Annotated in this window: 21 protein-coding genes; 17 read left to right on the plus strand and 4 right to left on the minus strand. The window is 64.9% G+C overall.

Going from position 1 to position 26,599, the window contains the following annotated elements; all coding sequences use genetic code 11:
- Window positions 1–151: 151 nt before the first annotated feature.
- From HHL14_RS34080 to map, 3 genes are all read right to left on the minus strand, one after another.
- Entirely contained in the window at window positions 152–1,510 is a 1,359-nt protein-coding gene (locus tag HHL14_RS34080; protein WP_456238708.1) for a pseudouridine synthase, read from the minus strand.
- A gap of 939 nt (window positions 1,511–2,449) precedes the next feature.
- Window positions 2,450–5,029: a [protein-PII] uridylyltransferase gene (locus HHL14_RS03870; RefSeq protein WP_169496228.1), complete on the minus strand. Its 2,580-nt coding sequence runs from the start codon at window positions 5,027–5,029 to the stop codon at window positions 2,450–2,452.
- 36 nt (window positions 5,030–5,065) lie between these two features.
- Window positions 5,066–5,887: a type I methionyl aminopeptidase gene (gene map, locus HHL14_RS03875; protein ID WP_169496229.1), complete on the minus strand. Its 822-nt coding sequence runs from the start codon at window positions 5,885–5,887 to the stop codon at window positions 5,066–5,068.
- A gap of 509 nt (window positions 5,888–6,396) precedes the next feature.
- Here map and rpsB point away from each other — a divergent pair.
- The 16 genes from rpsB to HHL14_RS03955 all read left to right on the plus strand — a co-directional run bounded on the left by rpsB (window position 6,397) and on the right by HHL14_RS03955 (window position 22,691).
- Window positions 6,397–7,149, plus strand: a complete 753-nt coding sequence (gene rpsB / locus HHL14_RS03880; RefSeq protein WP_018417646.1) for a 30S ribosomal protein S2 — start codon at window positions 6,397–6,399, stop codon at window positions 7,147–7,149.
- Between the two features lie 223 nt (window positions 7,150–7,372).
- The gene (tsf, locus tag HHL14_RS03885; protein ID WP_169496301.1) at window positions 7,373–8,254 is read left to right on the plus strand and encodes a translation elongation factor Ts; all 882 of its coding nucleotides are present in this window, start codon (window positions 7,373–7,375) and stop codon (window positions 8,252–8,254) included.
- A gap of 222 nt (window positions 8,255–8,476) precedes the next feature.
- Complete coding sequence (pyrH, locus tag HHL14_RS03890) at window positions 8,477–9,190, plus strand: UMP kinase (protein ID WP_011488865.1); 714 nt, start codon at window positions 8,477–8,479, stop codon at window positions 9,188–9,190.
- A 99-nt stretch (window positions 9,191–9,289) separates the two neighbouring features.
- Entirely contained in the window at window positions 9,290–9,850 is a 561-nt protein-coding gene (gene frr / locus HHL14_RS03895; RefSeq protein ID WP_169496230.1) for a ribosome recycling factor, read from the plus strand.
- A gap of 62 nt (window positions 9,851–9,912) precedes the next feature.
- Window positions 9,913–10,695: a polyprenyl diphosphate synthase gene (gene uppS / locus HHL14_RS03900; protein ID WP_169496231.1), complete on the plus strand. Its 783-nt coding sequence runs from the start codon at window positions 9,913–9,915 to the stop codon at window positions 10,693–10,695.
- Window positions 10,689–11,510 (plus strand): phosphatidate cytidylyltransferase, encoded by an 822-nt coding sequence (locus HHL14_RS03905; RefSeq protein WP_169496232.1) that lies wholly within the window; start codon window positions 10,689–10,691, stop codon window positions 11,508–11,510. Before uppS ends, HHL14_RS03905 begins: the two co-directional genes overlap by 7 nt.
- A 10-nt stretch (window positions 11,511–11,520) precedes the next feature.
- Window positions 11,521–12,726, plus strand: a complete 1,206-nt coding sequence (locus HHL14_RS03910) for a 1-deoxy-D-xylulose-5-phosphate reductoisomerase (protein WP_169496233.1) — start codon at window positions 11,521–11,523, stop codon at window positions 12,724–12,726.
- A 7-nt stretch (window positions 12,727–12,733) separates the two neighbouring features.
- Window positions 12,734–14,128, plus strand: coding sequence for an RIP metalloprotease RseP (rseP, locus tag HHL14_RS03915; RefSeq protein ID WP_169496234.1), 1,395 nt, complete (start codon window positions 12,734–12,736; stop codon window positions 14,126–14,128).
- A 67-nt stretch (window positions 14,129–14,195) separates the two neighbouring features.
- Window positions 14,196–16,499: an outer membrane protein assembly factor BamA gene (gene bamA, locus HHL14_RS03920; RefSeq protein WP_169496235.1), complete on the plus strand. Its 2,304-nt coding sequence runs from the start codon at window positions 14,196–14,198 to the stop codon at window positions 16,497–16,499.
- A 58-nt stretch (window positions 16,500–16,557) separates the two neighbouring features.
- Entirely contained in the window at window positions 16,558–17,079 is a 522-nt protein-coding gene (locus HHL14_RS03925; protein ID WP_206002201.1) for an OmpH family outer membrane protein, read from the plus strand.
- Window positions 17,080–17,213: 134 nt separating this feature from the next.
- Window positions 17,214–18,326, plus strand: coding sequence for a UDP-3-O-(3-hydroxymyristoyl)glucosamine N-acyltransferase (gene lpxD / locus HHL14_RS03930; RefSeq protein WP_169496237.1), 1,113 nt, complete (start codon window positions 17,214–17,216; stop codon window positions 18,324–18,326).
- A 185-nt stretch (window positions 18,327–18,511) separates the two neighbouring features.
- A complete protein-coding gene (gene fabZ / locus HHL14_RS03935; protein ID WP_006048683.1) occupies window positions 18,512–18,976 on the plus strand; it encodes a 3-hydroxyacyl-ACP dehydratase FabZ in 465 nt (154 codons plus the stop codon).
- Between the two features lie 97 nt (window positions 18,977–19,073).
- Window positions 19,074–19,862, plus strand: coding sequence for an acyl-ACP--UDP-N-acetylglucosamine O-acyltransferase (lpxA, locus tag HHL14_RS03940; RefSeq protein ID WP_169496238.1), 789 nt, complete (start codon window positions 19,074–19,076; stop codon window positions 19,860–19,862).
- A 3-nt stretch (window positions 19,863–19,865) separates the two neighbouring features.
- The gene (lpxB, locus tag HHL14_RS03945; protein WP_169496239.1) at window positions 19,866–21,035 is read left to right on the plus strand and encodes a lipid-A-disaccharide synthase; all 1,170 of its coding nucleotides are present in this window, start codon (window positions 19,866–19,868) and stop codon (window positions 21,033–21,035) included.
- Window positions 21,032–21,811 carry a ribonuclease HII gene (gene rnhB, locus HHL14_RS03950; RefSeq protein ID WP_169496240.1) on the plus strand — a complete coding sequence of 260 codons (780 nt, stop codon included), beginning with the start codon at window positions 21,032–21,034 and terminating at the stop codon, window positions 21,809–21,811. Before lpxB ends, rnhB begins: the two co-directional genes overlap by 4 nt.
- Window positions 21,812–21,902: 91 nt before the next feature.
- A complete protein-coding gene (locus tag HHL14_RS03955; RefSeq protein WP_169496241.1) occupies window positions 21,903–22,691 on the plus strand; it encodes a TrmH family RNA methyltransferase in 789 nt (262 codons plus the stop codon).
- 105 nt (window positions 22,692–22,796) lie between these two features.
- Here HHL14_RS03955 and ppsR read toward each other — a convergent pair whose 3' ends face one another.
- Window positions 22,797–23,612, minus strand: a complete 816-nt coding sequence (ppsR, locus tag HHL14_RS03960) for a posphoenolpyruvate synthetase regulatory kinase/phosphorylase PpsR (protein WP_169496242.1) — start codon at window positions 23,610–23,612, stop codon at window positions 22,797–22,799.
- A 580-nt stretch (window positions 23,613–24,192) separates the two neighbouring features.
- Here ppsR and ppsA point away from each other — a divergent pair.
- Complete coding sequence (gene ppsA / locus HHL14_RS03965; RefSeq protein WP_169496243.1) at window positions 24,193–26,592, plus strand: phosphoenolpyruvate synthase; 2,400 nt, start codon at window positions 24,193–24,195, stop codon at window positions 26,590–26,592.
- Window positions 26,593–26,599 lie beyond the last annotated feature (7 nt).

Below are 26,599 nucleotides of genomic sequence, written 5' to 3' on the forward strand. Positions count from 1 at the left end.
CGACGCTGGCTGAAGGTAGCCGCGTCGGGTGGCTCCCGGCGGCTCCGGCGACGTTGCCAGCTTCCGCGGCCAATAAAAAACCCACGCCTGTGCGTGGGTTTTTTATTTCCTCGCTGCGCCGGCTGATGACGAGCCGGCGCGGCAAGCGGCATCAGAACGCTTCGTCTTCCGACAGATAGCGCCACTGGCCCGGCGGCAGCGCGCCGAGCGCGATGCGGCCCATGCGCACGCGCTTCAGACCCACCACTTCGAGGCCGACCAGTTCGCACATGCGGCGAATCTGGCGCTTGCGGCCTTCGCGCAGCACGAAACGCAACTGCTCGCCGTTCTGCCAGTTGACCTGGGCGGGCTTGAGCTGGACGTCGTCGAGCATCAGGCCGTGACACAGCAACGCGAGCTTTTCGGCCGGGAAATGGCTTTCGACGTCGACGTTGTGCTCGCCATAGGCGACCCGCACCAGGTATTCCTTGTCGACTTCCGAATGGCCGCCGATCAGCTGCTTCGCGATGCGGCCGTCCTGCGTGAGTACCAGCAGGCCCGTCGAATCGATGTCCAGACGTCCGGCCGGTGCGAGTTGACGCAGATGCGAGACCGCGAAGCGGATGCCCGAGTGGTCGCCTTCCCAGCGGTTTTCCGGCGTGACGAGCGTGATGGCCGGCTGATAGCCGTCTTCCGCCTGGCCCGACACGAGACCGACCGGCTTGTGGATCAGCACCGTCACCTGGCTCGACTGCGCCGCTTCGGCGGCGGGATCGATGTCGATGCGCTGGTCCGGGAAGACCTTGGTGCCGAGCGTATCGACGCGCTCGCCGTCGACCATCACCCAGCCTTTTTCGATCCACTCGTCGGCTTCGCGGCGCGAGCACAGGCCGAGCTTGGACATCAGCTTCGACAGACGCAGCATGCCGGGCGCGTCTTCGTGGTCGCGGCGCGGACGCGGGGTGTCTAGCGTCGTATCGGACGCTTCGTCGCGTGCCGAGGCGGCGTGCGGTTTGGCGGCGCGGGCCGGACGGTCGTCGCCGAAGCGGCGGGCGTTGGCCGACGGTGCCTTGTCGAAGCTACGGGCCTGGCGTTCGGCGCGGTCGCTGCGATCGGTGCCGCGTGCTGTGCGTTCGCTGCGTTCGTCGCGCGGTGCGCGTGCTGGACGCTCGGAGCGCTCGGCGTAGCCGCCCTTTACCGGCTTCGAGAAGCTGCGTTCGCCACGCTCGCCTTCGAAACGGCGCGGACCGCCTTCGCTGCGTGCGCCTCGGTCGGCACCGAACGGGCGACGTTCGCCGTCGTCGCGGCGCGGCGGGCGGTCACCAAAGCTACGCGGTGCGCGTTCGCCACGCTCCGAATTGCCTTCGAAGCGACGCGGTGCGCGTTCCGAGCGTTCGCCGTCGTCGCGGCGCGGCGGGCGGTCACCAAAGCTACGCGGTGCGCGTTCGCCACGCTCCGAATTGCCTTCGAAACGGCGGGGCGCGCGTTCCGAGCGCTCGCCGGTTTCACGGCGCGGAGGGCGGTCACCCAAACTGCGCGGTGCGCGTTCGCCGCGTTCTGAATTGCCTTCGAAACGGCGGGGCGCGCGTTCCGAGCGTTCGCCGGTTTCACGGCGCGGAGGGCGGTCACCAAAGCTGCGCGGTGCACGCTCGCCGCGCTCCGAATTGCCTTCGAAACGACGCGGTGCACGCTCCGAGCGCTCGCCGTCGTCGCGACGCGGCGGGCGGTCACCAAAGCTGCGCGGTGCACGTTCGCCGCGTTCCGAATTGCCTTCGAAACGACGCGGTGCGCGTTCCGAGCGCTCGCCGTCGTCACGGCGCGGCGGACGGTCGCCGAAACTGCGCGGTGCACGCTCGCCACGTTCCGAATTACCTTCGAAACGACGGGGTGCGCGTTCCGAGCGTTCGCCGTCGTCGCGACGCGGCGGGCGGTCACCAAAGCTACGCGGTGCGCGTTCGCCACGCTCCGAATTGCCTTCGAAGCGACGCGGCGCGCGCTGCTCCGACCGTTCACCGTCATCTCGACGCGGCGGGCGGTCACCAAAACTACGCGGTGCACGTTCGCCACGCTCCGCATTCCCTTCAAACCGACGCGGCGCACGCTCCGACCGCTCGCCGGTTTCACGACGCGGCGGCCGATCACCAAAACTGCGCGGAGCCCGTTCGTCGCCATCGCGCCGGAAACCGCGTTCGCCACGCTCGCCCGCACCTTCGACGCGACGGGGCGCGCCCGAGGCGCCCGCGCCCCGTTCGCGCCCGAACGTCCCTTCGGCACGCGGCGCACGCGTACCCGCGCCCGCCGGTTTCGTGCCGGCCGGCCGCTTCGCGCCACCTCCACGCGCCGCTCCGGACTCCGCCGCGGGCTTCGGGCGCGTCGGCTTACGCGCGGACGCGCTGCCGGAGCGGACAGGGGCGCGTTCGGACGATGCCGGCCGCGGATGCTTGGCTGTTAATTTGATTCGCATGAAATCTCACACTGCGATCGCGCGCAGCAGTTCCGTTTCGACCTGAATTTGCAGGCGATTGTCCGACAGGCTGTGTCCCTCGAGCAGGAACACGTCCTCGACGCGTTCGCCGAGCGTATTGATCCGCGCCGAAGCGACGCCGACCCGATGCTCGGCCAGCACGCGCGCGATCGAATAAAGAAGGCCCGGCCGGTCGTTCGCCGACACGGACAGGATGTAGTATTGGCCGCGCTCGTCGGCCCGCAGGTCGACGCGCGGCGTAATCGGGAAGGTGCGCGACAGCCGCGACAGCCGGCCCTTCGACGGACCCGGCAGCAGCGTGCCGTGGCCCGTGAGCCGCGCGGTCAGCTCCTGCTCGACCAGATTGGCGATGTCGCGGTAGTGCACGTCCTCTTCGGTATGCGTGACGAGGAAGTTGTCGAGCGCGTAGCCGTGACGCGTCGTGCTGACGCGCGCATCGAGCACCGACAGCCCGTTGCGATCGAAATACGCGCAGATGCCCGCGAACAGATCCGGTTGATCCTTCACGTAGACGAGCACCTGCAACGCCTCGCCGATCGGCGACGGCCGCGCGCGCACGAGCGGCGTGGGCGTTTCGACGTGGCGGTACAGCACGCGCGTCTGCCACGCGATATCCGCCGCGTCGTGGCGCAGGAAGTAGCCGACGTCGAGCTTGTCCCACAGCGCCTGCTGCGCGCCTTCCGGCACGGTTTCCAGCCGCAGTAGCGCGAGCGCTTCTTCCTGGCGGGTTTTCAGCTCCGAATGGGCATCGGGCCGTGCGCCGCCGAGCACGGCGAGCGTCGCGCGGTACAGGTCTTCGAGCAGCTTGCCTTTCCACGTGTTCCAGACCTTCGGGCTGGTACCGCGGATGTCGGCCACCGTCAGCAGGTAGAGCGCGGTCAGGCGACGCTCGGTGCCGACCAGCTCGGCAAAGCGCTTGATCACTTCGGGGTCGCTCGTGTCCTGCTTTTGCGCGACCTGGCTCATGGTCAGATGCTGCTGCACGAGCCACACGACCAGATCGCCGTCCTCGCCGTCGATACCATGCTGCCGGCAGAAACGGCGCGCGTCGGCCATGCCCAGCGTGGAATGATCGCCGCCGCGGCCTTTCGCGATGTCGTGAAACAGCGCGGCCACGTAGAGCACCCACGGCCGGTCGAAATTCACGATCAGCTGGCTGCAGAACGGATATTCGTGCGTGTGCTCGGCGACCGCGAAGCGGCGCAGATTGCGCAGCACCATCAGGATGTGCTGGTCGACCGTGTAGACGTGATACAGGTCGTGCTGCATCTGCCCGACGATGCGCCGGAAATTCAGCAGATAACGCCCGAGCACGCTCGTCTGGTTCATCAGCCGGAAGGCGTGCGTGATGCCGGCCGGCTGCTTCAGGATTTCCATGAAGAGCCGACGGTTTTCCGGATCGCGGCGCCAGTGCTGGTCCATCACGTCGCGCGCGTTGTAGATCGCCCGCAGCGTGCGCGCCGACAACCCCTTCACGCCGGGCGTGCGCTCGTACAGCAGGAACGCTTCGAGGATCGCATTCGGCTCGCGCTGGAACACGTCGTCGGAGGCGATTTCGAGCATGCCCTGTTTTTCGACGAAGCGGTCCGACAGCACGCGCGTGATGCCGCTCGTGTTCGGAAAGAGCTGCGCCTCGATGTTCTGGATCAGGATCGTCGCGAGTTGCGTGACGGCCTTCGCGGACCAGTAGTAGCGGCGCATCAGCTGCTCGCTCGCGCGCTTCGTCGCGGTGGGCTTGTAGCCGAAGCTCTCGGCGACCGGCGTCTGCAGGTCGAACACCAGAATGTCCTGGCGCCGGCCCGCGAGCACGTGCAGCCGCGCGCGCAGCGACTTCAGGAAGCCTTCGTTGCGGCGCAGCTCGCTCGCCTCACGCTCGGTGATGAGCCCGCGCGCCTCGAGTTCGCGCCAGCTGCTGCCGAAATCGGCCGCCTGGGTGATCCACAGGATCAGCTGCAAGTCGCGCAGCCCGCCCGGGCTTTCCTTGATGTTCGGTTCGAGCGCGTACGGCGTGTCCTGAAACTTCGCGTGGCGTTGGCGCATTTCGAGCACCTTCGCCTGGAAGAACGCTTTCGGATCGAGCGCGTCGCGGTAGCGTCGCTCGAAATCGTCGAACAGCGCGGCGCTGCCGGTGATGCGCCGCGCTTCGAGCAGCGAGGTGCGCACGGTGACGTCGTTGGCCGCTTCCTCGAGGCATTGCGACACGCTGCGCACGCTGCTGCCGAGTTCCAGCCCGAGATCCCACGCGAGGCTGATGAAGCGCTCGATGCGCGCCTCCAGATGCTCGAGCCGCGCGTCGGGCAGCAGCACCAGAATGTCGATGTCGGAGTGCGGCGCGAGTTCGCCGCGCCCATAGCCGCCGACCGCGACGAGTGCCAGCTCGTCGGGCAGCTCGCAGGTGTCCCACGCGGCGCGCAGCGAATGATCGGTGGCGCGCGCGAGCGCGCCCATCAGCCCGTCGACGTTGGTGGCGGTGCGAAAGCGTTCCAGCAACTGGGCTTTGGCCACTTTGTAGTCCGCCTTGAGCGACGTGGCGTGGGATGGGGCGACGGCTGGAACGCTACTCATTGGCGGGCGCGGGCGGGCGATGAAGTCGGAGTGGGCTCAGGCGGTGACCGCGCCAGTAGGCAGATGCGCGGCCGGACGCGCGGGCGTGCCGGCCGAGACGGTCAGCACGTCGTAGCCGGTTTCCGTGACGAGCACCGTGTGCTCCCACTGCGCGGACAGGCTGCGGTCCCTGGTCTTGACGGTCCACTGGTCGGGCATCGTGCGGATGTCGCGGCGGCCGGCGTTGATCATCGGCTCGATCGTGAAGATCATGCCGGCCTGCAGTTCGAGCCCGGTGCCGGGGCGGCCGTAGTGCAGGATCTGCGGGTCTTCGTGGAACACGGTGCCGATGCCGTGGCCGCAATACTCGCGCACCACGCTGTAGCCGAGGCCTTCGGCATGCTTCTGGATCGCATAGCCGATGTCGCCGAGATGCGCGCCGGGGCGCACCTGGTCGATGCCGAGCCACATGCATTCGAAGGTGGCCTGCACGAGGCGCTTCGCCATGATCGAGCCTTCGCCGACGATGAACATGCGGCTCGTGTCGCCGAAATAGCCTTCCTTGATGACGGTGATGTCGATATTCAGCGCGTCGCCGTTTTTCAGCGCCTTGTCGCCGGGAATACCGTGGCAGATCACGTCGTTGACGGAAATGCAGGTTGCCTTCGGGTAGGGCGGGTAGCCGGGCGGCTGATAATTGAGCGGCGCCGGGACCGTGCCCTGTTCCTTGAGCATGTACTCGTGGCACAGGCGGTCGAGTTCGCCGGTCGTGACGCCGGCCTTGACGAACGGCGTGATGTAGTCGAGCACCTCGCTCGCGAGCCGGCAGGCGACGCGCATCATCGCGATGTCGTGGTCGTTTTTGATCGTGATAGCCATGGTTTCCTCAGAAGCCTCGCTGGATAAGGCTTTCAGGGTGGTGCGGTGGCCGCGCGGATGGGTCTGGCCGGGCAGTTTGCCGGCAATTTCGCTGGCGACTCCGTCCCGTGCGGCGGAATCGTGACATTTTACAGCAGCGGGGCCGGAGTCGTTGGGTTGGATAGGGTGCTGGCAGGCCAAAAGACGCCAAAGCCGCGACTTCGCGGCTGCATTGGCGAGCTTAAGGTCGGTGGGGGCGATAGTCCGGGCAGGTTGAGTCACGCGGTAGTCACGTGCTATACTCTTCGGCTAAGTCGATCTTGTCCGCTTTTTATTGCGCAAATGCATGAAGAGCGGGGCAAAGCGGCTTCTCGCGGCCCTTCGGTTGTCTGGTCGCGAGGTGGAAAGCAGTTCAGGCAGCCAATTCGCAAGCCGGCGCACCCAGGGTGTCGACACGCTCCAGTCAGTAATGCGGCTGGGAGCGGCCGATACGGCAGCCGGCTTAAGACCCAACCCTCGTGGAGAATTTCATGGCAGTTACGATGCGTCAAATGCTGGAAGCAGGTGTCCACTTCGGTCACCAGACCCGCTTCTGGAACCCGAAGATGGCTCCGTTCATTTTCGGTCACCGCAACAAGATTCACATCATCAACCTCGAAAAGACGCTGCCGATGTACAACGACGCGCTGAAGTACGCGCGTCAGCTGGCATCGAACCGTGGCACGATCCTGTTCGTCGGCACGAAGCGTCAGTCGCGTGACACGATCGCCCAGGAAGCGCAGCGCGCCGGTATGCCGTTCGTGAACGCACGCTGGCTCGGCGGCATGCTGACCAACTTCAAGACGCTGAAGGTTTCGATCAAGCGCCTGAAGGACATGGAAGCAGCGCTGGAAGCCGGTGAAACCGAGCGCATGAGCAAGAAGGAAGCGCTGCTGTTCGAACGCGAAATGGCCAAGCTGCAGAAGTCGATCGGCGGCGTGAAGGACATGGGCGGCATTCCGGACGCAATCTTCGTCGTCGACGTCGGCTACCACAAGATTGCCGTGACCGAAGCGAACAAGCTCGGCATTCCGGTCATCGCCGTGGTCGATACGAACCACTCGCCGGAAGGTGTGGACTACGTGATCCCGGGTAACGATGACGCCAGCAAGGCCGTCGCTCTGTACGCGGCTGGCGTGGCCGACGCGATCCTCGAAGGCCGTGCGAACGCGGTCAACGAAGTGGTCCAGGCTGCACGCGGCGGCGACGGCGACGAGTTCGTCGAGGTCAACTCGGAAGCGTAAGGCTGCCCAGTGTCCGGCATAAAAGGGGGCTTTCTACAGGCCCCCTTTTTTTAAGTCGCGACGCTTGTAGCAGCAAATGGTGTAACAGGCATCTGGCAAGGTGCTTGCCGGGCGGCGCCAGCAGGGTCGTCCGCAAAAAATACGCGAAAACGCTGAAACGAATTCCTGCCGCCGGCATCGAAGTGCGGGCGGCGTGTGACAGACAGAACCCAAGGAGCAAATGATGGCGGCAATTACCGCAAGCATGGTTGCAGAACTGCGCGCGAAGACCGACGCGCCGATGATGGAATGCAAGAAGGCGCTGACGGAAGCCGACGGCGATCTGGCGCGCGCTGAAGAACTGCTGCGCGTGAAGCTCGGCAACAAGGCGAGCAAGGCGGCATCGCGCGTGACGGCTGAAGGCGTCGTCGCATCGTTCATCGGCGGCAACGCTGGTTCGCTCGTCGAACTGAACTGCGAAACCGACTTCGTTTCGAAGAACGACGACTTCCTCGCATTTTCGAAGACGGTCGCCGAACTCGTCGCGACGCAAAACCCGGCTGACGTCGCCGCGCTGTCGGCACTGCCGCTCGACGGTTCGACCGTCGACGCAGTGCGTCTCGCGCTGGTCGGCAAGATCGGTGAAAACATCTCGATCCGCCGTTTCGAGCGCTTCGAGACCGCGAACAAGCTGGCAGCGTACCTGCACGGCACGCGTATCGGCGTGCTGGTCGAGTACACCGGCGCGGACGAGCAGGTCGGCAAGGACGTGGCGATGCACATCGCTGCAATGAAGCCGGTTTCGCTGTCGTCGAACGACGTGCCGGCGGACCTGATCGCCAAGGAACGCAGCATCGCTGAACAGAAGGCTGCCGAATCGGGCAAGCCGGCTGAAATCGTCGCGAAGATGGTCGACGGCAGCGTGCAGAAGTACCTGAAGGAAGTGTCGCTGCTGAATCAGACGTTCGTTAAGAACGACAAGCAGACGATCGAACAGATGCTGAAGGCGGCGAACTCGAGCGTGCAGAAGTTCGCACTGTTCGTGGTCGGCGAAGGCATCGAGAAGAAGCAGGACGACTTCGCAGCGGAAGTGGCCGCCCAGGTCGCTGCTGCAAAGCAACAATAAGCATTACCTAAGCTTCATAGCCGTACCGTTGCACCCGCGGCGAGGCAAGACCTCGCCGCGCTCGGCAGCACCGCAAGGCCGCGCACGGGTTGACCCTCGCCGCGCGGCCGCCGTTGGCGGACCCCGAGGGTTCGCCAATCTGGCGGCGCTTGCCCGAATCAGCATTTCACCCCTACATTAGTCCCTTGTTGTTGCCCTGTTCTGCGCGATCTGGATACCCCTATGCCCACTGCCTATAAACGCGTCCTGCTCAAACTCTCCGGTGAAGCTCTGATGGGCGACGATGCCTTCGGCATCAATCGCGCGACCATCGAACGAATGGTGGCGGACGTGGCCGAAGTGGTCCGTCTTGGAACGCAGCTGGCCGTGGTGATCGGCGGCGGCAATATTTTCCGCGGCGTCGCGGGCGGCGCAGCGGGTATGGACCGCGCGACGGCCGACTACATGGGCATGCTGGCCACGATGATGAACGCGCTGGCGCTGCAGGACGCGATGCGCCACGCCGGCATCGAGGCGCGCGTGCAATCGGCGCTGCGCATGGACCAGGTGGTCGAGCCGTACATCCGGCCCCGCGCGATCCGCCAGCTCGAGGAAGGCAAGGTCGTGATTTTCGCGGCCGGCACCGGCAACCCGTTCTTCACGACCGACACCGCAGCCGCGTTGCGCGGCTCGGAAATCGGCGCGGAAGTGGTGCTGAAGGCGACCAAGGTGGACGGCGTCTATTCGGCCGATCCGAAGAAGGATCCGAGCGCGACCCGTTACACCACGATCAGCTTCGACGAGGCGATCGGTCGCAATCTGCAGGTGATGGACGCGACGGCTTTCGCGCTGTGCCGCGACCAGAAGCTGCCGATCCGCGTGTTTTCGATCGTCAAGCCGGGTGCGCTCAAGCGCATCGTGCAAGGTGAGGACGAGGGCACCCTCGTCCACGTGTAAACTGTCGTTTGCATTACGTGGGCTTTGACGCGAGCCCCGGGTCGCCGCATTGCGCGTGCCGGGCGGCTCGCACCGTTTAGAAGGTTCGGAGGTTAAAAAATGTCTGTGGCTGATATCAGGAAGGGCGCTGAGCAGAAAATGCAGCGCTCGATCGACGCGTTCAAGAACGACCTGTCGAAGATCCGTACGGGCCGTGCTCATACGGGCCTGCTCGACCATATCCAGTGCGACTACTACGGTTCGCCGGTGCCGATTTCGCAGGTCGCGAACCTCACGCTGATCGACGCGCGCACGATCGGCGTGCAGCCGTGGGAAAAGAAGATGGTCCAGGTCGTCGAAAAGGCGATCCGCGAGTCGGACCTCGGTCTGAACCCGGCCACCCACGGCGACGTGATCCGCGTGCCGATGCCCGCGCTGACCGAAGAACGCCGCCGCGAGCTGACCAAGGTCGTGCGCAGCGAAGCCGAAACGGCGAAGGTGGCCGTGCGCAATCTGCGCCGCGACGCCAACGAGCAACTGAAGAAGCTCGTCAAGGACAAGGAAATTTCGGAAGACGACGAGCGCCGTGCCGGTGACGACGTCCAGAAGCTGACGGACAAGTTCGTCGCCGAAATCGACAAGCTCGTCGTGACGAAAGAAGCCGAGATCATGACGGTCTGAGGCCGTTTGGCTCAGCCCTTTCGGATTTCCACTTCTTTACTGGCATTACTGTCCCGACGGCCATGACCTATACCAGCTCAACCGTGCGCGTGCCTGAAGTCGCCGCGGTGCCGCGACATATCGCGATCATCATGGACGGCAACGGCCGTTGGGCCACCCAGCGGCGTCTGCCGCGCGTGGCGGGCCATACGCGCGGCGTCGACGCGGTGCGGGCGGCCGTCGAGGCGTGCGCGCGGCGCGGCGTCGAATATCTGACGCTGTTTGCGTTCAGCTCGGAAAACTGGCGCCGTCCGAACGAGGAGGTGTCGTTCCTGATGCGCCTCTTCGTTACCGCGCTCGAGCGCGAGATCGGCAAGCTCCACGCGAACGGCATCCGTTTGCGCGTGGTCGGCGATCTCGAGCGCTTCGACGCGAAGATCCGCGACCTGATCAAGCGCGCGGAAACCAAGACCGCGCGCAACACCCGTCTCACGCTGACCATCGCCGCGAACTACGGCGGTCGCTGGGACATCATGCAGGCTACCCGCAAGCTCGTCGAACAGTCGGTGGCGGCCGGCAAGCCGGTCGAAGTCAATGAGGACGCGTTCGCCGAGCATCTGTCGATGGCCTACGCGCCCGAGCCGGATCTGTTCATCCGCACCGGCGGCGAGCGGCGCGTCAGCAACTTCCTGCTGTGGCAGCTCGCTTACACCGAGTTCTATTTCACCGACACGTTCTGGCCGGATTTCGACGCCGACGCGCTCGGTCATGCCATCGCTTCGTACGCCGAGCGGGAACGCCGTTTCGGCCGCACCAGTGCTCAGCTCGAGCCGCAATCGCAAAACGTCGATTCGCTTCCATGCTAAAGACCCGTGTCATCACGGCGATCGTCCTGTTGGCAGTGCTGCTGCCTGTCACGCTGTTCGCGCCGATCGGCGGGTTCGGCGCGCTGATCGCTTTCGTCGTCGTGTTCGCCGCGTGGGAGTGGGCGCGCCTGCTCAAGCTGGGCGGCGCCGGTCCGGTGGTGTACGCGCTCGTCGCGGCGCTCGCGCTGGTCGCCAGCACGCGCGTGGGCATCGGCACCGCGTCGGCCCGGCCGTTCTTTCAGGCGGCGGCGATTTTCTGGGTGATCGCCGGTCCGTTCGTGCTGCTGCGCAAGCCCGTGCTCGCGCAAGGCGCGTGGCGCGCCTTTCTGTTTCTTGCCGGCATCGTCGGTTTCGTCGCCTGCTGGCATGCTCTCGTTGCCGCGCGCATGCAGGGTGTGCCGTTCGTGCTGTCGCTGCTCCTGTTGGTATGGCTCGCCGATATCGGCGCATACTTCTCGGGGAAAGCGTTTGGCAAGCACAAGCTGGCGCCCGCCATCAGTCCGGGTAAAACCTGGGAAGGCGCGGTCGGCGGCTGGCTGCTGGTGATGATCGTCGCGGCGGCGGCGGTCTTTTTGCACGCGTTCGAGCCAACCCTGTATTCTGCGCTGCTAGCGCAACTGGGCGCGGCGCGCACGGTGCTCGCGCTGACCCTGCTGGTGGCCTTCAGCGTGGTCGGCGATCTGTTCGAATCGATGTTGAAACGCCAGGCCGGCGTCAAAGACTCGAGCGGCCTGTTGCCGGGACACGGCGGCGTGCTCGACCGCATCGACGCATTGTTGCCGGTGCTGCCGCTCGCGATGCTGCTGCTCGGCTAGAGAAAGAGATATGCAAAAACGTCTGACATTGCTCGGTTCCACGGGCTCGATTGGAGACAGCACGCTCGACGTCGTCGCGCGCCATCCCGAGCGTTTCTCAATTTACGCGCTGACCGCGCATCGCAACGGCGAGAAACTCGTCGAGCAATGCCTGCGCTTCGCCCCCGAAGTGGCGGTGGTCGGCGACGCCGACACGGCCGCGCAGGTCGCCGCGAAGCTGCGCGAAGCCGGTAGCCGGACCGAGGTCACGTACGGGCCGCAAGCGCTGGTTGACGTCGCAAAGAGCGACGGCTGCGACACGGTGGTCGCGGCGATCGTCGGCGCGGCAGGCCTGGCGCCGAGTCTCGCCGCCGCGCGCGCGGGCAAGCGTATTCTGCTCGCGAACAAGGAAGCGCTGGTGATGTCCGGCGCGATCTTCATGGACGCGGTGCGCGACCACGACGCGGTACTGCTGCCGGTCGACAGCGAACACAACGCGATTTTCCAGTGCCTGCCGCGCGAAGCGTCGCTGCACGGCGGTGTGTCGAAGATCATCCTGACCGCGTCGGGCGGCCCGTTCCGCACTCGCGAACCGGCCACGCTCGTCGACGTGACGCCGGAAGAGGCCTGCAAGCATCCGAACTGGGTGATGGGCCGCAAGATTTCGGTCGACTCGGCGACGATGATGAACAAGGGCCTCGAGGTGATCGAGGCGCACTGGCTCTTCGATCTGCCCGGCGAGCGCATCGACGTGCTGATTCATCCGCAGAGCGTGATCCATTCGCTGGTGTCGTACGCGGACGGCTCGGTGCTCGCGCAGCTCGGCAATCCCGACATGCGCACGCCGATCGCGCACGCGCTTGCGTTCCCGGATCGTGTCGATTCCGGCGTCGCGCAGCTCGATCTTGCCGAGATCGCGTCGCTGTCGTTCGAGAAACCCGATTACGCGCGCTTCCCGTGCCTCGCGCTCGCGATGAAGGCGCTCGCCGAAGGCGGCGTCGCCAGCGCGGCGCTCAATGCCGCGAACGAAATCGCGGTTGAGGCGTTCCTCTCCCGGCGCATTGGCTTCATGGCGATCGCCGAGGTAGTCGACTCGGTGCTCAACGCATTGCCGAACCGTAGCGCGCATGCGCTCGACGATGTCATCGAGGCGGACGCCGCCGCGCGCCGTGCCGCGACCGAGTTGATCGCGCGTCTGCCCGACGGCGCCCGTCGCACGGAACGCGCCGTCCAGTGAGGCGCCTATGAACCTGCTGATCGAACTGCTCGCTTTCGCGGTTGCGATTGGAGTGCTCGTGGTGGTCCACGAGTACGGGCACTATAGCGTCGCGCGTCTGTGCGGCGTGAAGGTGCTGCGCTTTTCGATCGGCTTCGGCAAGCCGCTCCTGCAATGGGTCAGCCCGAAAACGGGCACCGAGTGGACGGTTGCGGCGCTGCCACTCGGCGGCTACGTGAAGATGCTCGACGAGCGCGAGACCGGCACGGGGTCGATTCCGGCCGCGGATCTGCCGCATGCGTTCAACCGTCAGTCGGTGTGGCGGCGCTTCGCGATCGTCGCGGCCGGCCCGGTCGCCAACTTCCTGCTTGCTATCGTGCTGTTCGCGCTCGTGTTCGCGACCGGCGTGAGCGAGCCGGCAGCCGTGATCGCGACGCCGGCGCCGAACACGCCGGCCGCCCAGGCTGGCTTCGAGGGCGGCGAGACGATCGTCGGCGTGCGCACTGGCCATAGCGATGAGACCGAGCCGGTGCGCTCGTGGTCGGATCTGCGCTGGAAGCTGCTCGGCGCCACGTTCGATCAGCAACGCGTCGTGCTCGCCGCGAAGGACGCGCACGGCATCTCCGATTTCCCGATGGACCTGCGCGGCCTCGCCGAGAAGGACGTCGACGACGACCTGATGGCGCGCCTCGGCTTCGAGCCCGGTGGCGGCAAGCTGACGGTGGCGGGCGTGCAGGCGGGCAGCGCGGCGCAGCAGGCGGGTCTCGTCGCGGGTGACCGGCTGCGCGCGATCAACGGTACGCCGACCGATAATGCCGCGGCCTTCATCAGCTATGTAAAATCGCACGCCGGCGTGCCGGTCACGCTGCAGGTGGAGCGCGGCGGTCGCGGCGGCCATACGGCGGGCGCGCTCGAACAGATCACGCTCGTGCCGCAATTGCAGCGCGACGCGGCAACCGGCCAGCAGATTGGCCGTATCGGTGCGGAGCTGGCGACCCAGGTGCCATCGATCGATGTGCGCTACGGGCCGATCGAAAGCCTGCGGCTGGGCGCGCGCCGCACGTGGGATCTGGCGGTGTACTCGGTACGCATGTTCGGCCGGATGATCGTCGGCGAGGCATCGCTGAAGAATCTGTCCGGTCCGGTGACCATCGCCGACTACGCGGGAAAGAGCGCACGTCTGGGTCCCGCGGCGTTCCTGTCGTTCCTGGCCCTTGTCAGCATTAGCCTCGGCGTGCTGAACCTCTTACCAATTCCGGTATTGGACGGGGGTCATCTGTTATATTATTTGGTTGAAGCTGTGACCGGTAAGGTTGTCTCCGATCGCTGGCAACTTGTTTTTCAGAGGGCGGGTCTCGCCTGCATCGTCGCGTTGTCGGCGATTGCGCTGTTCAACGATCTGGCTCGTTTAATCCATTTTTAAAGTGTCCGGCGGCGTTCACGAGGGCGACCGCCTGGCCTGATGCAGCTATACACACTGGGGAAGCACGTTGTTCAAACCTCATCGCTTTGGTCCAAAGACGGTTATAGCCGCGGCGTTCGCCGCGCATGGGCTGGTTGCTCACGCAACGACGCCCTTCGTGGTGCAAGACATTCGCATTGAGGGATTGCAACGCGTCGAACCGGGCACCGTGTTCGCGTATCTGCCCATCAAGCAAGGCGACACCTTTTCCGACGACAAGGCGTCCGAAGCGATTCGCGCGCTGTATGCGACGGGCTTCTTCAACGACGTCAAGATCGCGACCGAAGGCAGCGTGGTCGTCGTGCAGGTGCAGGAGCGTCCGGCCATCGGCACGATCGACTTCTCCGGCATCCACGAATTCGACAAGGACAACCTGACCAAGGCGCTGCGCGCGGTCGGGCTGTCGCAAGGCCGTTATTACGACAAGGCGCTCGTCGACAAGGCCGAGCAGGAACTGAAACGTCAGTACCTGACGCGCGGCTACTACGCGGCCGAAGTCACCACGACCATCACGCCGATCGACCGTAACCGCGTCGGTATCCTGTTCTCGGTGGCCGAAGGTCCGAGCGCGAAGATTCGCCAGATCAACTTCATCGGCAACAAGACCTTCAGCACCGGCACGCTGCGCGACGAAATGCAGCTGTCCACGCCGAACTGGTTCTCGTGGTACACGAAGAACGACCTGTACGCGAAAGACAAGCTCACCGGCGACCTCGAGAACGTCCGCTCGTACTACCTGAATCGCGGCTACCTCGAGTTCAACATCGAGTCGACCCAGGTGTCGATCTCGCCGGACAAGAAGGACATGTACCTGACGGTCACGCTGCATGAAGGCGAGCCGTACACAATTTCTAACATCCGTCTCGCCGGCAATCTGCTCGACCGCGAAGCGGAGCTGAAGAAGCTCGTCAAGATCAAGCCGGGCGATCGTTTCTCGGCCGAAAAGCTGCAGGCCACAACGAAGGCGATCGTCGACAAGCTCGGCGAATACGGCTATGCGTTCGCGACCGTCAACGCGCAGCCGCAGATCGACCAGAACAACCACACGGTCGACCTCACGCTGCAGGTCGATCCGAGCCGGCGCGTCTATGTGCGCCGCATCAACGTGGTCGGCAATACGCGTACGCGCGACGAAGTGGTGCGCCGCGAAATGCGCCAGCTCGAAAGCTCGTGGTTCGACTCGAACCGCCTGTCGCTGTCGAAGGACCGTATCAACCGTCTCGGCTACTTCACCGACGTCGACGTGACCACCATCCCGGTGGAAGGCACGCCCGACCAGGTCGACATCGACGTGAAGGTCGCGGAAAAGCCGACCGGCGCGATCACGCTGGGCGCCGGTTTCTCGTCGACGGACAAGGTGGTGCTGTCCGCGGGTATTTCGCAGGACAACGTGTTCGGTTCGGGCACGAGCCTCGCGGTGAACATCAATACCGCGAAGACGTACCGCACGCTGACGGTCACCCAGGTCGACCCGTACTTCACGGTGGACGGCATCAAGCGGATTACCGACGTCTACTACCGTACATACCAGCCGCTGTATTACTCGACGGATTCGAGCTTCAAGATCGTCACGCTGGGCGCCGACCTGAAGTTCGGCATCCCGTTCTCCGAAGTCGACACGGTGTTTTTTGGCGTGGGCTTCGAGCAGAACCAGCTGGACGTCGATGCGAACACGCCGGCAAGCTACATCGACTACGTGCACGAGTTCGGCCGCATCTCGAACAACGTGCCGCTGACGGTGGGCTGGTCGCGCGACGCGCGTGACAGCGCGCTGGTGCCGAGCCGCGGTTACTTCACGCAGGCGAACGCCGAATACGGCACGCCGATCGGCGGCACGCAGTACTACAAGGCCGACATCAACGCGCAGTACTATTATTCGTTCGCGCGCGGCTTCGTGCTGGGCTTCAACTTCCAGGGCGGCTACGGTAACGGCCTAGGCGGCAAACCGTATCCGATCTTCAAGAACTACTTCGCCGGCGGTATCGGCTCGGTGCGTGGCTATGAACCGAGCTCGCTGGGTCCGCGCGACGCGAAGACGGGCGACCCGATCGGCGGTTCGAAGCTGCTGGTTGGTAACATCGAGCTCACGTTCCCGCTGCCGGGCACCGGCTACGACCGCACGCTGCGTGTGTTCACGTTCCTCGACGCCGGTAACGTGTGGGGTACGGAAGGTAACAGCATCGGCGCGAACGGCCTGCGTTACGGCTACGGTGTCGGTCTCGCGTGGATTTCGCCGATCGGCCCGCTCAAGCTGAGCCTTGGTTTCCCGCTCGTCAAGCACACCGGCGACCAGTATCAGAAGTTCCAGTTCCAGATCGGGACGGCGTTCTGATCGGGGCGGCCGGCTGCGGCACAGAGCCCGGCCAAACTACAGTATCGAGAGGATGACTTTGCTAACCGGTATGTTTTCGAAACGTGTAGCGTGCGCATTGGCGCTGGCAATGACTCTGGGAGTCGGGGTGGCGCATGCGCAGGAGGCGAGAATCGCCGCGGTGAATTCCGACCGCATCCTGCGCGAATCGGCCGCGGCGAAGGCCGCGCAGCTGAAGCTCGAGGCCGAATTCGCGAAGCGCGACAAGGACCTCGCGGACATGGCGCAGAAGCTCAAGTCGATGTCCGATGGGCTCGACAAGAGCGGTGCGTCGCTGTCGGCGGCGGATCGCGCGCAGAAGCAGCGCGACCTGTCGCAGCTCGATTCGGACTTCCAGCGCAAGCAGCGCGAGTTTCGCGAAGACCTGAACCAGCGCCGCAACGAGGAACTGGCCGCGGTGCTCGATCGCGCGAACAAGGTCATCAAGCAGATCGCGGAAACGCAGCACTATGACCTGATCGTGCAGGAAGCCGTGTACGTGAGTCCGCGCATCGACATCACCGATCAGGTGTTGAAGGCGCTGGCGGCTTCGGGTAACTGATTCGCGTAACTAAGGCAGCGCACCAAGGCGGCGCACGGTCGCCCGCCGCGCGTGGGCGCGCCCTCGCAACGATTGAATGGGACCGGAGCCCGTGCTTTGCACTCGTTCCGGTCGACATGGGAGACAGGATAGGCATGGCATTTACGCTCGAGGACATCGTTCAGCGGTTCGGCGGTGAAGTAGTCGGTGACGGTTCGCAGCGCGTGGGCAGTCTCGCGCCGCTCGACCAGGCAGGCCCGGACCAGTTGGCGTTCCTCGCCAATCCGAAGTATCTGTCGCAGGTCGAAACGACCCGCGCGGGCGCGGTGCTGATCAGCGCCGCCGACCTCGCCAAGCTTGCCTCGCGCGAAGGTCGCAATTTCATCGTCACGCCGAATCCCTACGCTTACTTTGCGCGCATCGCGCAAACCTTCATCGATCTCGCCGCGCCGAAAGCCGTGCCCGGCGTGCATCCGAGCGCAACCATCGACCCGTCCGCGCAGATCGCCGCGAGCGCGGTGATCGGCCCGCGCGTCACCGTCGAGGCGGGCGCCGTGATCGGCGAACACGTGCGGCTCGACGCTAACGTGGTGATTGGCCGCGGCACGCGCGTCGGCGCGAACGCGCATCTGTATCCGAACGTTACCGTGTATCACGGCTGCAAGCTCGGCGAACGCGTGATCGTGCATGCGGGCGCCGTGATCGGCTCGGACGGCTTCGGCTTTGCGCCGGATTTCGTCGGCGAAGGCGACGCGCGCACCGGCAGCTGGGTGAAGATTCCGCAGGTCGGCGGCGTGTCGATCGCGAACGACGTCGAGATCGGCGCGAACACCACGATCGATCGCGGCGCGATGGCCGACACGATCATCGAGGAGTGCGTGAAGATCGACAACCTCGTGCAGATCGGCCACAACTGCAAGGTCGGCGCGTACACGGTGATCGCCGGTTGCGCGGGGATCGCGGGCAGCACGACGATCGGCCGTCACTGCATGATCGGTGGCGCGGTCGGCATCGCCGGACACGTGACGCTTGCCGATTACGTGATCGTCACCGCGAAGTCGGGCGTATCGAAATCGCTGCTGAAGCCCGGCATGTACACGAGCGCGTTCCCGGCCGTGAACCACGCGGACTGGAACAAAAGCGCCGCGCTGCTGCGCAATATCGACAAGCTGCGCGACCGCATCAAGGCGCTTGAAGCAGCCTCGGCGGACAAGGGCGGCAATGCGGTCGACGGCGCCGCCGGCCAATCCGCAAGCAACAAGATCTGACAGTTCTTACGGCGGCCCGCCGGCACCGCGTAAAATAGCGGGCGAGCATCATGAAGCAAGGCCGGTTGCCGTGACCGGGTGGCACGGCCGCCGGTCACGACGGGCGCCGGCCGTGCGCGTTTTCAACCCACCTGCACCAGCATCCGCAGTCATCATCGCGCAGTCAATGCGTGAGCAGAAACACCATGAGCACCGAAAAAATCAATCTCGACATTCATAAGATTCTCACGCTGCTGCCGCATCGTTATCCGATCCTGCTGGTCGACCGGGTGCTCGAACTCGAGCCGCACAAGAGCATCAAAGCGTTGAAGAACGTGTCGATCAATGAGCCGTATTTCCAGGGACACTTCCCGACGCGGCCGGTGATGCCTGGCGTGCTGATCCTCGAAGCGCTCGCGCAGACGGCGGCGCTGCTGACGTTCTCGGAAGAGCCGAGCGATCCGTCCAACACGCTGTACCTGTTCGTCGGTATCGACAATGCGCGCTTCAAGCGCGTGGTGGAGCCGGGCGACCAGCTGATCCTGAACTGCACGTTCGAGCGCCACATGCGCGGCATCTGGAAATTCAAGGCGCGCGCCGAAGTGGATGGCGTCGTCGCGGCGGAAGCCGATCTGATGTGCGCGGTGCGTCACACGGACAAAGACGCGTAAAGCCGACGTCCCGGCCACTTGCAGCGGCATGACGCGCGCGGTGAGCCCAGGCGCCGGGTCCAATCAGACAACGCAACAGAATCAGAAGCGAGGACGCATGAGCAGGATCCATCCCACTGCGATCATCGAACCGGGCGCGCAACTCGACGAATCCGTCGAAGTCGGACCGTACGCCGTGATCGGCGCACACGTGACGATCGGCGCGCGCAGCACGGTCGGGTCGCACAGCGTGATCGAAGGTCACACCACGATCGGCGAAGACAACCGCATCGGCCACTACGCATCGGTCGGCGGCCGTCCGCAGGACATGAAGTACAAGGACGAGCCGACCCGGCTCGTCATCGGCAGCCGCAACACGATCCGCGAGTTCACGACGATCCACACCGGCACGGTGCAGGACGCGGGCGTGACCACGCTCGGCGACGACAACTGGATCATGGCCTACGTGCACATCGGCCATGACTGCCACGTCGGCAACAACGTGATCCTGTCGAGCAACGCGCAGATGGCCGGCCACGTGACGATCGGCGACTACGCGATCGTCGGCGGCATGTCGGGCGTGCACCAGTTCGTGCGCATCGGCGCGCACTCGATGCTCGGCGGCGCATCGGCGCTCGTGCAGGACGTGCCGCCGTACGTGATCGCGGCGGGCAACAAGGCCGAGCCGCACGGTATCAACGTCGAGGGGTTGCGTCGCCGCGGCTTCTCGGCCGATGCGATCTCGGTGCTGCGCACCGCGTATCGCGTGCTGTACAAGAACGGCCTGTCGCTGGAAGAAGCGAAGGTGCAGCTGAAGGAACTCGGTGTGGCCGGCGGCGACGGCGACGCGCCGGTGCAGACGCTGCTCGCGTTCGTCGAAGCGTCGCAGCGCGGCATCATCCGCTAACCGATGACGTTGCAACCCAGTCCGCTGCGCGTCGCGATGGTGGCCGGCGAGCCGTCCGGCGACCTGCTCGCCGCGTCGCTGCTCGACGGCCTTGCCAGCCGGCTGCCGGCCGCCACGCAGTACTACGGCATCGGTGGTCCGCGCATGATCGCCACCGGCTTCGACGCCCACTGGCCGATGGACAAGCTCACGGTGCGCGGCTACGTCGAAGCGCTGCGGCACATTCCCGAAATCCTCGGCATTCGCAACGAACTGAAGCGCCAGCTGCTCGCGGAGCCGCCGTCGGTGTTCGTCGGCGTCGATGCGCCGGATTTCAACTTCGGCCTCGAGCACGCGCTGCGCGACGCCGGCATTCCGACCGTGCACTTCGTTTGCCCGTCCATCTGGGCGTGGCGCGGCGGCCGCATCAAGAAGATCGCGAAGGCGGTCGACCACATGCTGTGCGTGTTCCCGTTCGAAACCGAGCTGCTCGAAAAGGCGGGCGTCGCGGCGTCGTATGTCGGTCACCCCCTCGCCGATCAGATTCCGCTCGAACCCGACACGCTCGGCGCGCGCCGCACGCTCGGTCTCGCGGAAAGCGGTCCCGTGATCGCGGTGCTGCCGGGTAGCCGGCGTTCGGAGATCGATCTGATCGGCCCGACGTTTTTCGCGGCGATGGAAATGATGCAGCACCAGGAGCCGGGCGTGCGCTTCGTGATGCCGGCGGCGACGCCCGCGTTGCGCGCGCTGCTGCAGCCGCTCGTCGATGCGCATCCGGGACTCGCGCTGACCATCACCGAAGGCCAGTCGCAACTCGCGATGACCGCCGCCGACGCGATTCTCGTGAAGAGCGGCACCGTCACACTCGAAGCCGCGCTGCTGAAAAAGCCGATGGTGATCTCGTACAAGGTGCCCTGGCTGACCGGCCAGATCATGCGCCGCCAGGGCTATCTGCCGTACGTCGGTCTGCCGAATATTCTGGCTGGGCGTTTCGTGGTGCCGGAAATCCTGCAGCACTTCGCGACGCCGCAAGCGCTCGCCGAGGCGACGTTGAAACAGTTGCGCGACGAAGCGAACCGGCGCACGCTGAAGGAAATCTTCACGGAGATGCATCACGTGCTGAAGCAGAACACCGCACGGCGCGCGGCCGAAGTCGTGGCGAGCGTCGTCGAGCAGCGGGCGGGGCGGCCATGACCGCTGCGCGCGCACCGCGCCGCAAGACCGCGGCCGTGGTTCAGGTGACGACTCAGGCCGGCCTCGACTTCGAGAGCGCGGCCGACATCGTATGCGGCGTCGACGAAGCAGGGCGCGGGCCGTTGGCCGGCCCGGTGGTCGCGGCGGCGGTGATCTTCGATCCGACCAAACCGATGATTCGCGGTCTCGACGACTCGAAGGCGCTGAGCGCGAAAAAGCGCGAGGAGCTGTACGACAAGATTGTCGAGCGCGCGCTCGCGTACTGCATCGCGTCGGCGACCGTCGAGGAAATCGATTCGCTAAACATCCTGCACGCAACGATGCTCGCGATGAAACGCGCGGTCGAAGGTCTATCGGTCGTGCCGACGCTCGTGAAGGTCGACGGCAACCGCTGCCCGACGCTCAGCATCCGCAGCGAGGCGGTGATCGGCGGCGATGCGCTCGTGAAGAGCATCTCGGCAGCATCGATTCTCGCGAAGGTCACGCGTGACCGCATGCTGGTCGACCTGCATCAGGCCTTCCCGATGTACGGCTTCGATGCGCATTCCGGCTACGGCACGCCGCAGCACTTGGCGGCGCTGCGCGAGCATGGGCCGTGCGAGCATCATCGGCGCTCGTTCGCGCCGGTGCGTGAAGCGCATCTGCGCTTCGGCACAAGCGTGGTGCGGCCGGCGGCTGCGGCGATCGTCGTGGCCGATGCGCTGGTGGTCGAAGGCGCGGACGCGCTGCCCGACGCGCACGTATCGGGCGCAATCGACGCAACCGGTCTCGCGTAACGGGACCGCATGAGCGCGGTGCCCGCACGGTCCGCGCTCAGGTCTTGAAGCACCGCTCATTTCTTTTCCATTCTCATTGCCTTCGCTGCCTGTGAAAGCCATCACCTCGCGGGACAATCCGCTCTACAAGCGTCTGAAGGCACTGGCCGGCTCGACGCATCAACAGCGCCGCAGCGGTCATGCGTTGCTCGAAGGCTTTCACCTCGCGAGCGCGTATCTCGAGGTCGCCGGTCAGCCGGAATTGTGCGTCGTTACCGAGGGCGCGCTGCGCCATGACGAAGCACAGGCGATCGTCGCGCGGATCGACGCGCATCGACTCGTGACGTTGCCGGATGCGTTGTTCGGCCAGTTATCGAACGTCGTGCACGGGGTCGGCATTCTGCTGCTGGTCGAGAAGCTCGACGCCGCCTTGCCGGATCGAATCGCGCAAAACTGCCTCGTGCTCGACGGCGTGCAGGATGCGGGCAACGTCGGTTCGATTCTGCGCAGCGCGGCCGCCGCGGGTATCCAGCAGGTGTTCTGCGCGCCGGGCACCGCGTACGCGTGGTCGTCGAAGGTGCTGCGCTCGGGGATGGGCGCGCATTTCCTGCTGCAGATTCATGAGGATGTCGAGGCGGGCGCGTTGATCGAACGTCTCGCGGTGCCGATCGTCATCACCGATTCGCACGGCGCCGAGGCGATCTACGACTGCGACCTGAGCAGGCCGCTCGCGTGGGTGTTCGGCAATGAAGGGGCGGGGGTGTCGCAGATCTGGCGCGACGCGGTGTCGTTGCGGGTGACGATTCCGCAGCCGGGCGGCATGGAGTCGCTGAACGTGGCAGCCGCGGCGGCGGTCTGCGTGTTCGAACAGTGCCGGCAGCAGCGCGGGCGCAACGGTTAAAAACAGTCGAGGCGGTTGGCGTTGCGGACCCGCTGCGGGTCCGGCAACGCCTGGGGCGCTTCCCTCTGCGCCTCGCGCAGTGCTCATGCACTGCTCACGCAGAGCTCAATAAGACGGCCGGTCCAGCCTGATCTCCTGCAGGATCGTCGTCGCGATTTCTTCGATCGACTTGTGTGTCGACGACAGCCACTTGATCCCCTCGCGCCGCATCATCGTTTCCGCTTCGTTGATCTCATAGCGACAGTTTTCCGGCGCCGCGTATTTGCTGCCCGGGCGCCGCTCGTTGCGGATCTCCGAGAGCCGTTGCGGATCGATCGACAGGCCGAACATCTTCTGCCGGTGTTCGAGCAGCGGCGTCGGCAGCTTGCCGCGTTCGAAGTCCTCGGGAATCAACGGATAGTTCGCGGCCTTCACGCCGTACTGCATCGCCAGATAGAGGCTCGTCGGCGTCTTGCCGCTGCGCGACACGCCGACGAGGATCACGTCGGCATCCGCCAGATTGCGGTTCGACTGGCCATCGTCGTGCGCGAGCGAGAAATTGATCGCCTCGATCCGGTTCTTGTACTCCTCGGTGTCGGCGTTCTGGTGGCCGCGACCCATCGCGTGGCTCGACTTCAGTTCGAGCTCCTGCTCGAGCGGCTCGACGAAGGTCTGGAACATGTCGAGCACGAGCGCATTCGAGCCCTTGACGATCTGATTCGACGAACTATCGACGAGCGTCGTGAACACGATCGGGCGACGGCCGTCCTGGATGACCGACTCGTTGATCTTTTCGAGCGTCGCATAGGCCTTTTCGGTCGAGTCGACGAAAGGCACGCGAACCAGACGGAATTTCTGGTCGAACTGGGAGAGGATCGAGTGCGCGAAGGTTTCGGCAGTAATCCCGGTACCGTCGGAGACGATGAATACGGTGGGCGGCATCAGTGGGGCTGGAAACGTGAGCGCTGCCGTGCGCGTCAATCGACGCTTGAGCAAGGCAGGCTCGAATCAAACAGCGCTGCGGCGCTGCCGCGGTCCCGGAGTCTGACCGGAGACGGGCGGCGTCGACGCAGCGCGCCGTGCGCGCCACGTTCGCACCCGGAGGCGGCCGCGCCTCGCAAAAGCCCGCTGGCTGGGTCCGGGGCGCGATTCGAGGCGCAATTCTCGTCCGACTGCCACATTTCAGGAGTCGGCACGGTAGAATAGCGGCAACCTGTTGGATAAGCAATTGCAGGCGATTGGCGGCTAACTTGCCGCGAACGATCGTTCAACACCATGCTATTGGCCGCCAAAGTGCGCTGAATGTGGGGGATCGAACGGTAAATCCGGCCAATCGCATGATTTGTCCGGTGATTTACCGCGAGGCCGAAGCAGCGTGAGGCGGCCCGCCGCACGCGGCTTGCGGCTACGGCGATTGCTTATCTAACAGGTTGTGCAAGACACGGGGTCGAGCTTCCAATGGGCTGCCCGTGTTCAAGCCCACTTGCACAGTCGTGAATTTCTTTCACACTTAGGGGCTTGTATGACTAACGCAGTTACCGTCGCAAAGGACAAGGCGTATGTAGTTCCGTTCGAGCAGTTGCGGATGACCGACGTGGAAATCGTCGGCGGCAAGAACGCGTCGCTGGGCGAGATGATCAGCCAGCTCGCCGAAGCCGGCGTGCGCGTGCCGACCGGTTTCGCCACCACGGCGCTCGCTTTCCGCGACTTCCTGCAGCACAACAATTTGACCGAACGCATCGCCAAACGTCTCGAGACGCTCGACGTCGACGACGTGAAGGCGCTCGCCGAAGCGGGCAAGGAGATCCGTCAATGGATCGTCGACGCACCGATGCAGCCGCAGCTCGAGGCTGACATTCGTGCGGGTTTCGACACGCTGCAAAAGAGCTCGCCCGAAGAGCTGTCGTTTGCCGTGCGTTCGTCCGCGACCGCGGAAGACCTGCCCGACGCATCGTTCGCCGGTCAGCAGGAAAGCTATCTGAACGTGGTCGGCATCGAGGACGTGCTCGATCGCATGAAGCACGTGTTCGCGTCGCTGTACAACGACCGCGCTATCTCCTATCGCGTCCACAAGGGCTTCACGCATGCTGAAGTCGCGTTGTCGGCGGGCGTGCAGCGCATGGTGCGCTCGGACGTCGGCGCGGCAGGCGTGATGTTCACGCTGGACACCGAATCGGGCTTCAAGGACGCCGTCTTCATCACGTCGAGCTACGGCCTCGGCGAGACCGTCGTGCAGGGCGCGGTGAATCCGGACGAGTTCTACGTCTTCAAGACCACGCTCGCGCAGGGCAAGTACCCGATCATCCGCCGCTCGATCGGCTCGAAGCTGATCAAGATGGAATTCACGAAGGCCGGCGAGCAAGGCCGCGTGAAGACCGTCGACGTGCCGCACGAACAGCGCAACCGCTTCTCGATCACCGACGAAGACGTGATCGAACTGGCGAAGTACGCGGTCATCATCGAGAAGCACTACGAGCGTCCGATGGACATCGAGTGGGGCAAGGACGGCCGCGACGGCAAGATCTTCATCCTGCAGGCGCGTCCGGAAACCGTGAAGAGCCAGGGTGCGGGCAAGGCCGAGCAGCGCTTCAAGCTGAAGGGCCAGTCGAACGTGCTGACCACGGGCCGCGCGATCGGCCAGAAGATCGGCGCGGGTCCGGTGCGCGTGATTCACGATCCGTCGGAAATGGACCGTGTGCAGCCGGGCGACGTGCTGGTCGCCGACATGACCGACCCGAACTGGGAGCCGGTCATGAAGCGTGCGTCGGCGATCGTCACGAACCGTGGCGGCCGGACCTGCCACGCGGCGATCATCGCGCGTGAGCTGGGCGTGCCGGCGGTGGTCGGCTGCGGCGACGCGACCGACGTGCTGAAGGACGGCGCGCTCGTCACCGTGTCGTGCGCGGAAGGCGACGAAGGCAAGATCTACGACGGCCTGCTCGAAACCGAAGTCACCGAAGTGCAGCGCGGCGAACTGCCGCCGATTCCGGTGAAGATCATGATGAACGTCGGCAACCCGCAGCTCGCATTCGACTTCTCGCAACTGCCGAACGCAGGCGTGGGTCTCGCGCGTCTCGAGTTCATCATCAACAACAACATCGGCGTGCACCCGAAGGCGATTCTCGAGTACCCGAACATCGATCAGGACCTGAAGAAGGCAGTCGAAAGCGTTGCGCGCGGTCACGCGTCGCCGCGTGCGTTCTACGTCGACAAGCTGACCGAAGGGATCGCGACGATCGCGGCGGCGTTCTATCCGAAGCCCGTCATCGTGCGTCTGTCGGACTTCAAGTCGAACGAGTACAAGAAGCTGATCGGCGGTTCGCGCTATGAGCCGGACGAAGAAAACCCGATGCTCGGCTTCCGCGGCGCGTCGCGCTATATCGCGGAAGACTTCGCCGAGGCGTTCCAGATGGAATGCGTCGCGCTGAAGAAGGTGCGTGAAGAGATGGGCCTCGACAACGTCGAGATCATGGTGCCGTTCGTGCGTACGCTGAAGCAGGCGGAGCGCGTGGTCGGTCTGCTCGAGAAGTTCGGCCTGAAGCGCGGCGAGAAGGGCCTGCGCCTGATCATGATGTGCGAAGTGCCGTCGAACGCGATCCTTGCCGAAGAGTTCCTGCAATTCTTCGACGGCTTCTCGATCGGCTCGAACGACCTGACGCAGCTCACGCTGGGTCTGGACCGCGACTCGGGTATGGAACTGCTCGCCGTCGACTTCGACGAACGCGACCCGGCGGTCAAGTTCATGCTGAAGCGCGCGATCGAAACCTGCCTGCGCCTGGACAAGTACGTCGGTATCTGCGGCCAGGGCCCGTCCGATCATCCGGACTTCGCGCAATGGCTGACGGACGAAGGCATCAAGTCGATCTCGCTGAACCCCGACACGATCATCGAGACGTGGCAGCAACTGGCGAAGAAGCAGTAATCCACGA

This window comes from Paraburkholderia antibiotica (assembly GCF_012927125.1).
GTDB lineage: Bacteria > Pseudomonadota > Gammaproteobacteria > Burkholderiales > Burkholderiaceae > Paraburkholderia > Paraburkholderia antibiotica.

Coding starts and splice junctions, on each gene's coding strand:
- pyrH (WP_011488865.1), top strand. CDS start 8,477: ATGCCCACTGCCTATAAACGCGTCCTGCTCAAACTCTCCGGTGAAGCT.
- HHL14_RS03870 (WP_169496228.1), bottom strand. CDS start 5,029: ATGAGTAGCGTTCCAGCCGTCGCCCCATCCCACGCCACGTCGCTCAAG.
- ppsR (WP_169496242.1), bottom strand. CDS start 23,612: ATGCCGCCCACCGTATTCATCGTCTCCGACGGTACCGGGATTACTGCC.
- rpsB (WP_018417646.1), top strand. CDS start 6,397: ATGGCAGTTACGATGCGTCAAATGCTGGAAGCAGGTGTCCACTTCGGT.
- frr (WP_169496230.1), top strand. CDS start 9,290: ATGTCTGTGGCTGATATCAGGAAGGGCGCTGAGCAGAAAATGCAGCGC.
- tsf (WP_169496301.1), top strand. CDS start 7,373: ATGGCGGCAATTACCGCAAGCATGGTTGCAGAACTGCGCGCGAAGACC.
- uppS (WP_169496231.1), top strand. CDS start 9,913: ATGACCTATACCAGCTCAACCGTGCGCGTGCCTGAAGTCGCCGCGGTG.
- rseP (WP_169496234.1), top strand. CDS start 12,734: ATGAACCTGCTGATCGAACTGCTCGCTTTCGCGGTTGCGATTGGAGTG.
- lpxD (WP_169496237.1), top strand. CDS start 17,214: ATGGCATTTACGCTCGAGGACATCGTTCAGCGGTTCGGCGGTGAAGTA.
- ppsA (WP_169496243.1), top strand. CDS start 24,193: ATGACTAACGCAGTTACCGTCGCAAAGGACAAGGCGTATGTAGTTCCG.
- HHL14_RS03905 (WP_169496232.1), top strand. CDS start 10,689: ATGCTAAAGACCCGTGTCATCACGGCGATCGTCCTGTTGGCAGTGCTG.
- fabZ (WP_006048683.1), top strand. CDS start 18,512: ATGAGCACCGAAAAAATCAATCTCGACATTCATAAGATTCTCACGCTG.
- lpxA (WP_169496238.1), top strand. CDS start 19,074: ATGAGCAGGATCCATCCCACTGCGATCATCGAACCGGGCGCGCAACTC.
- HHL14_RS03910 (WP_169496233.1), top strand. CDS start 11,521: ATGCAAAAACGTCTGACATTGCTCGGTTCCACGGGCTCGATTGGAGAC.
- lpxB (WP_169496239.1), top strand. CDS start 19,866: ATGACGTTGCAACCCAGTCCGCTGCGCGTCGCGATGGTGGCCGGCGAG.
- rnhB (WP_169496240.1), top strand. CDS start 21,032: ATGACCGCTGCGCGCGCACCGCGCCGCAAGACCGCGGCCGTGGTTCAG.
- map (WP_169496229.1), bottom strand. CDS start 5,887: ATGGCTATCACGATCAAAAACGACCACGACATCGCGATGATGCGCGTC.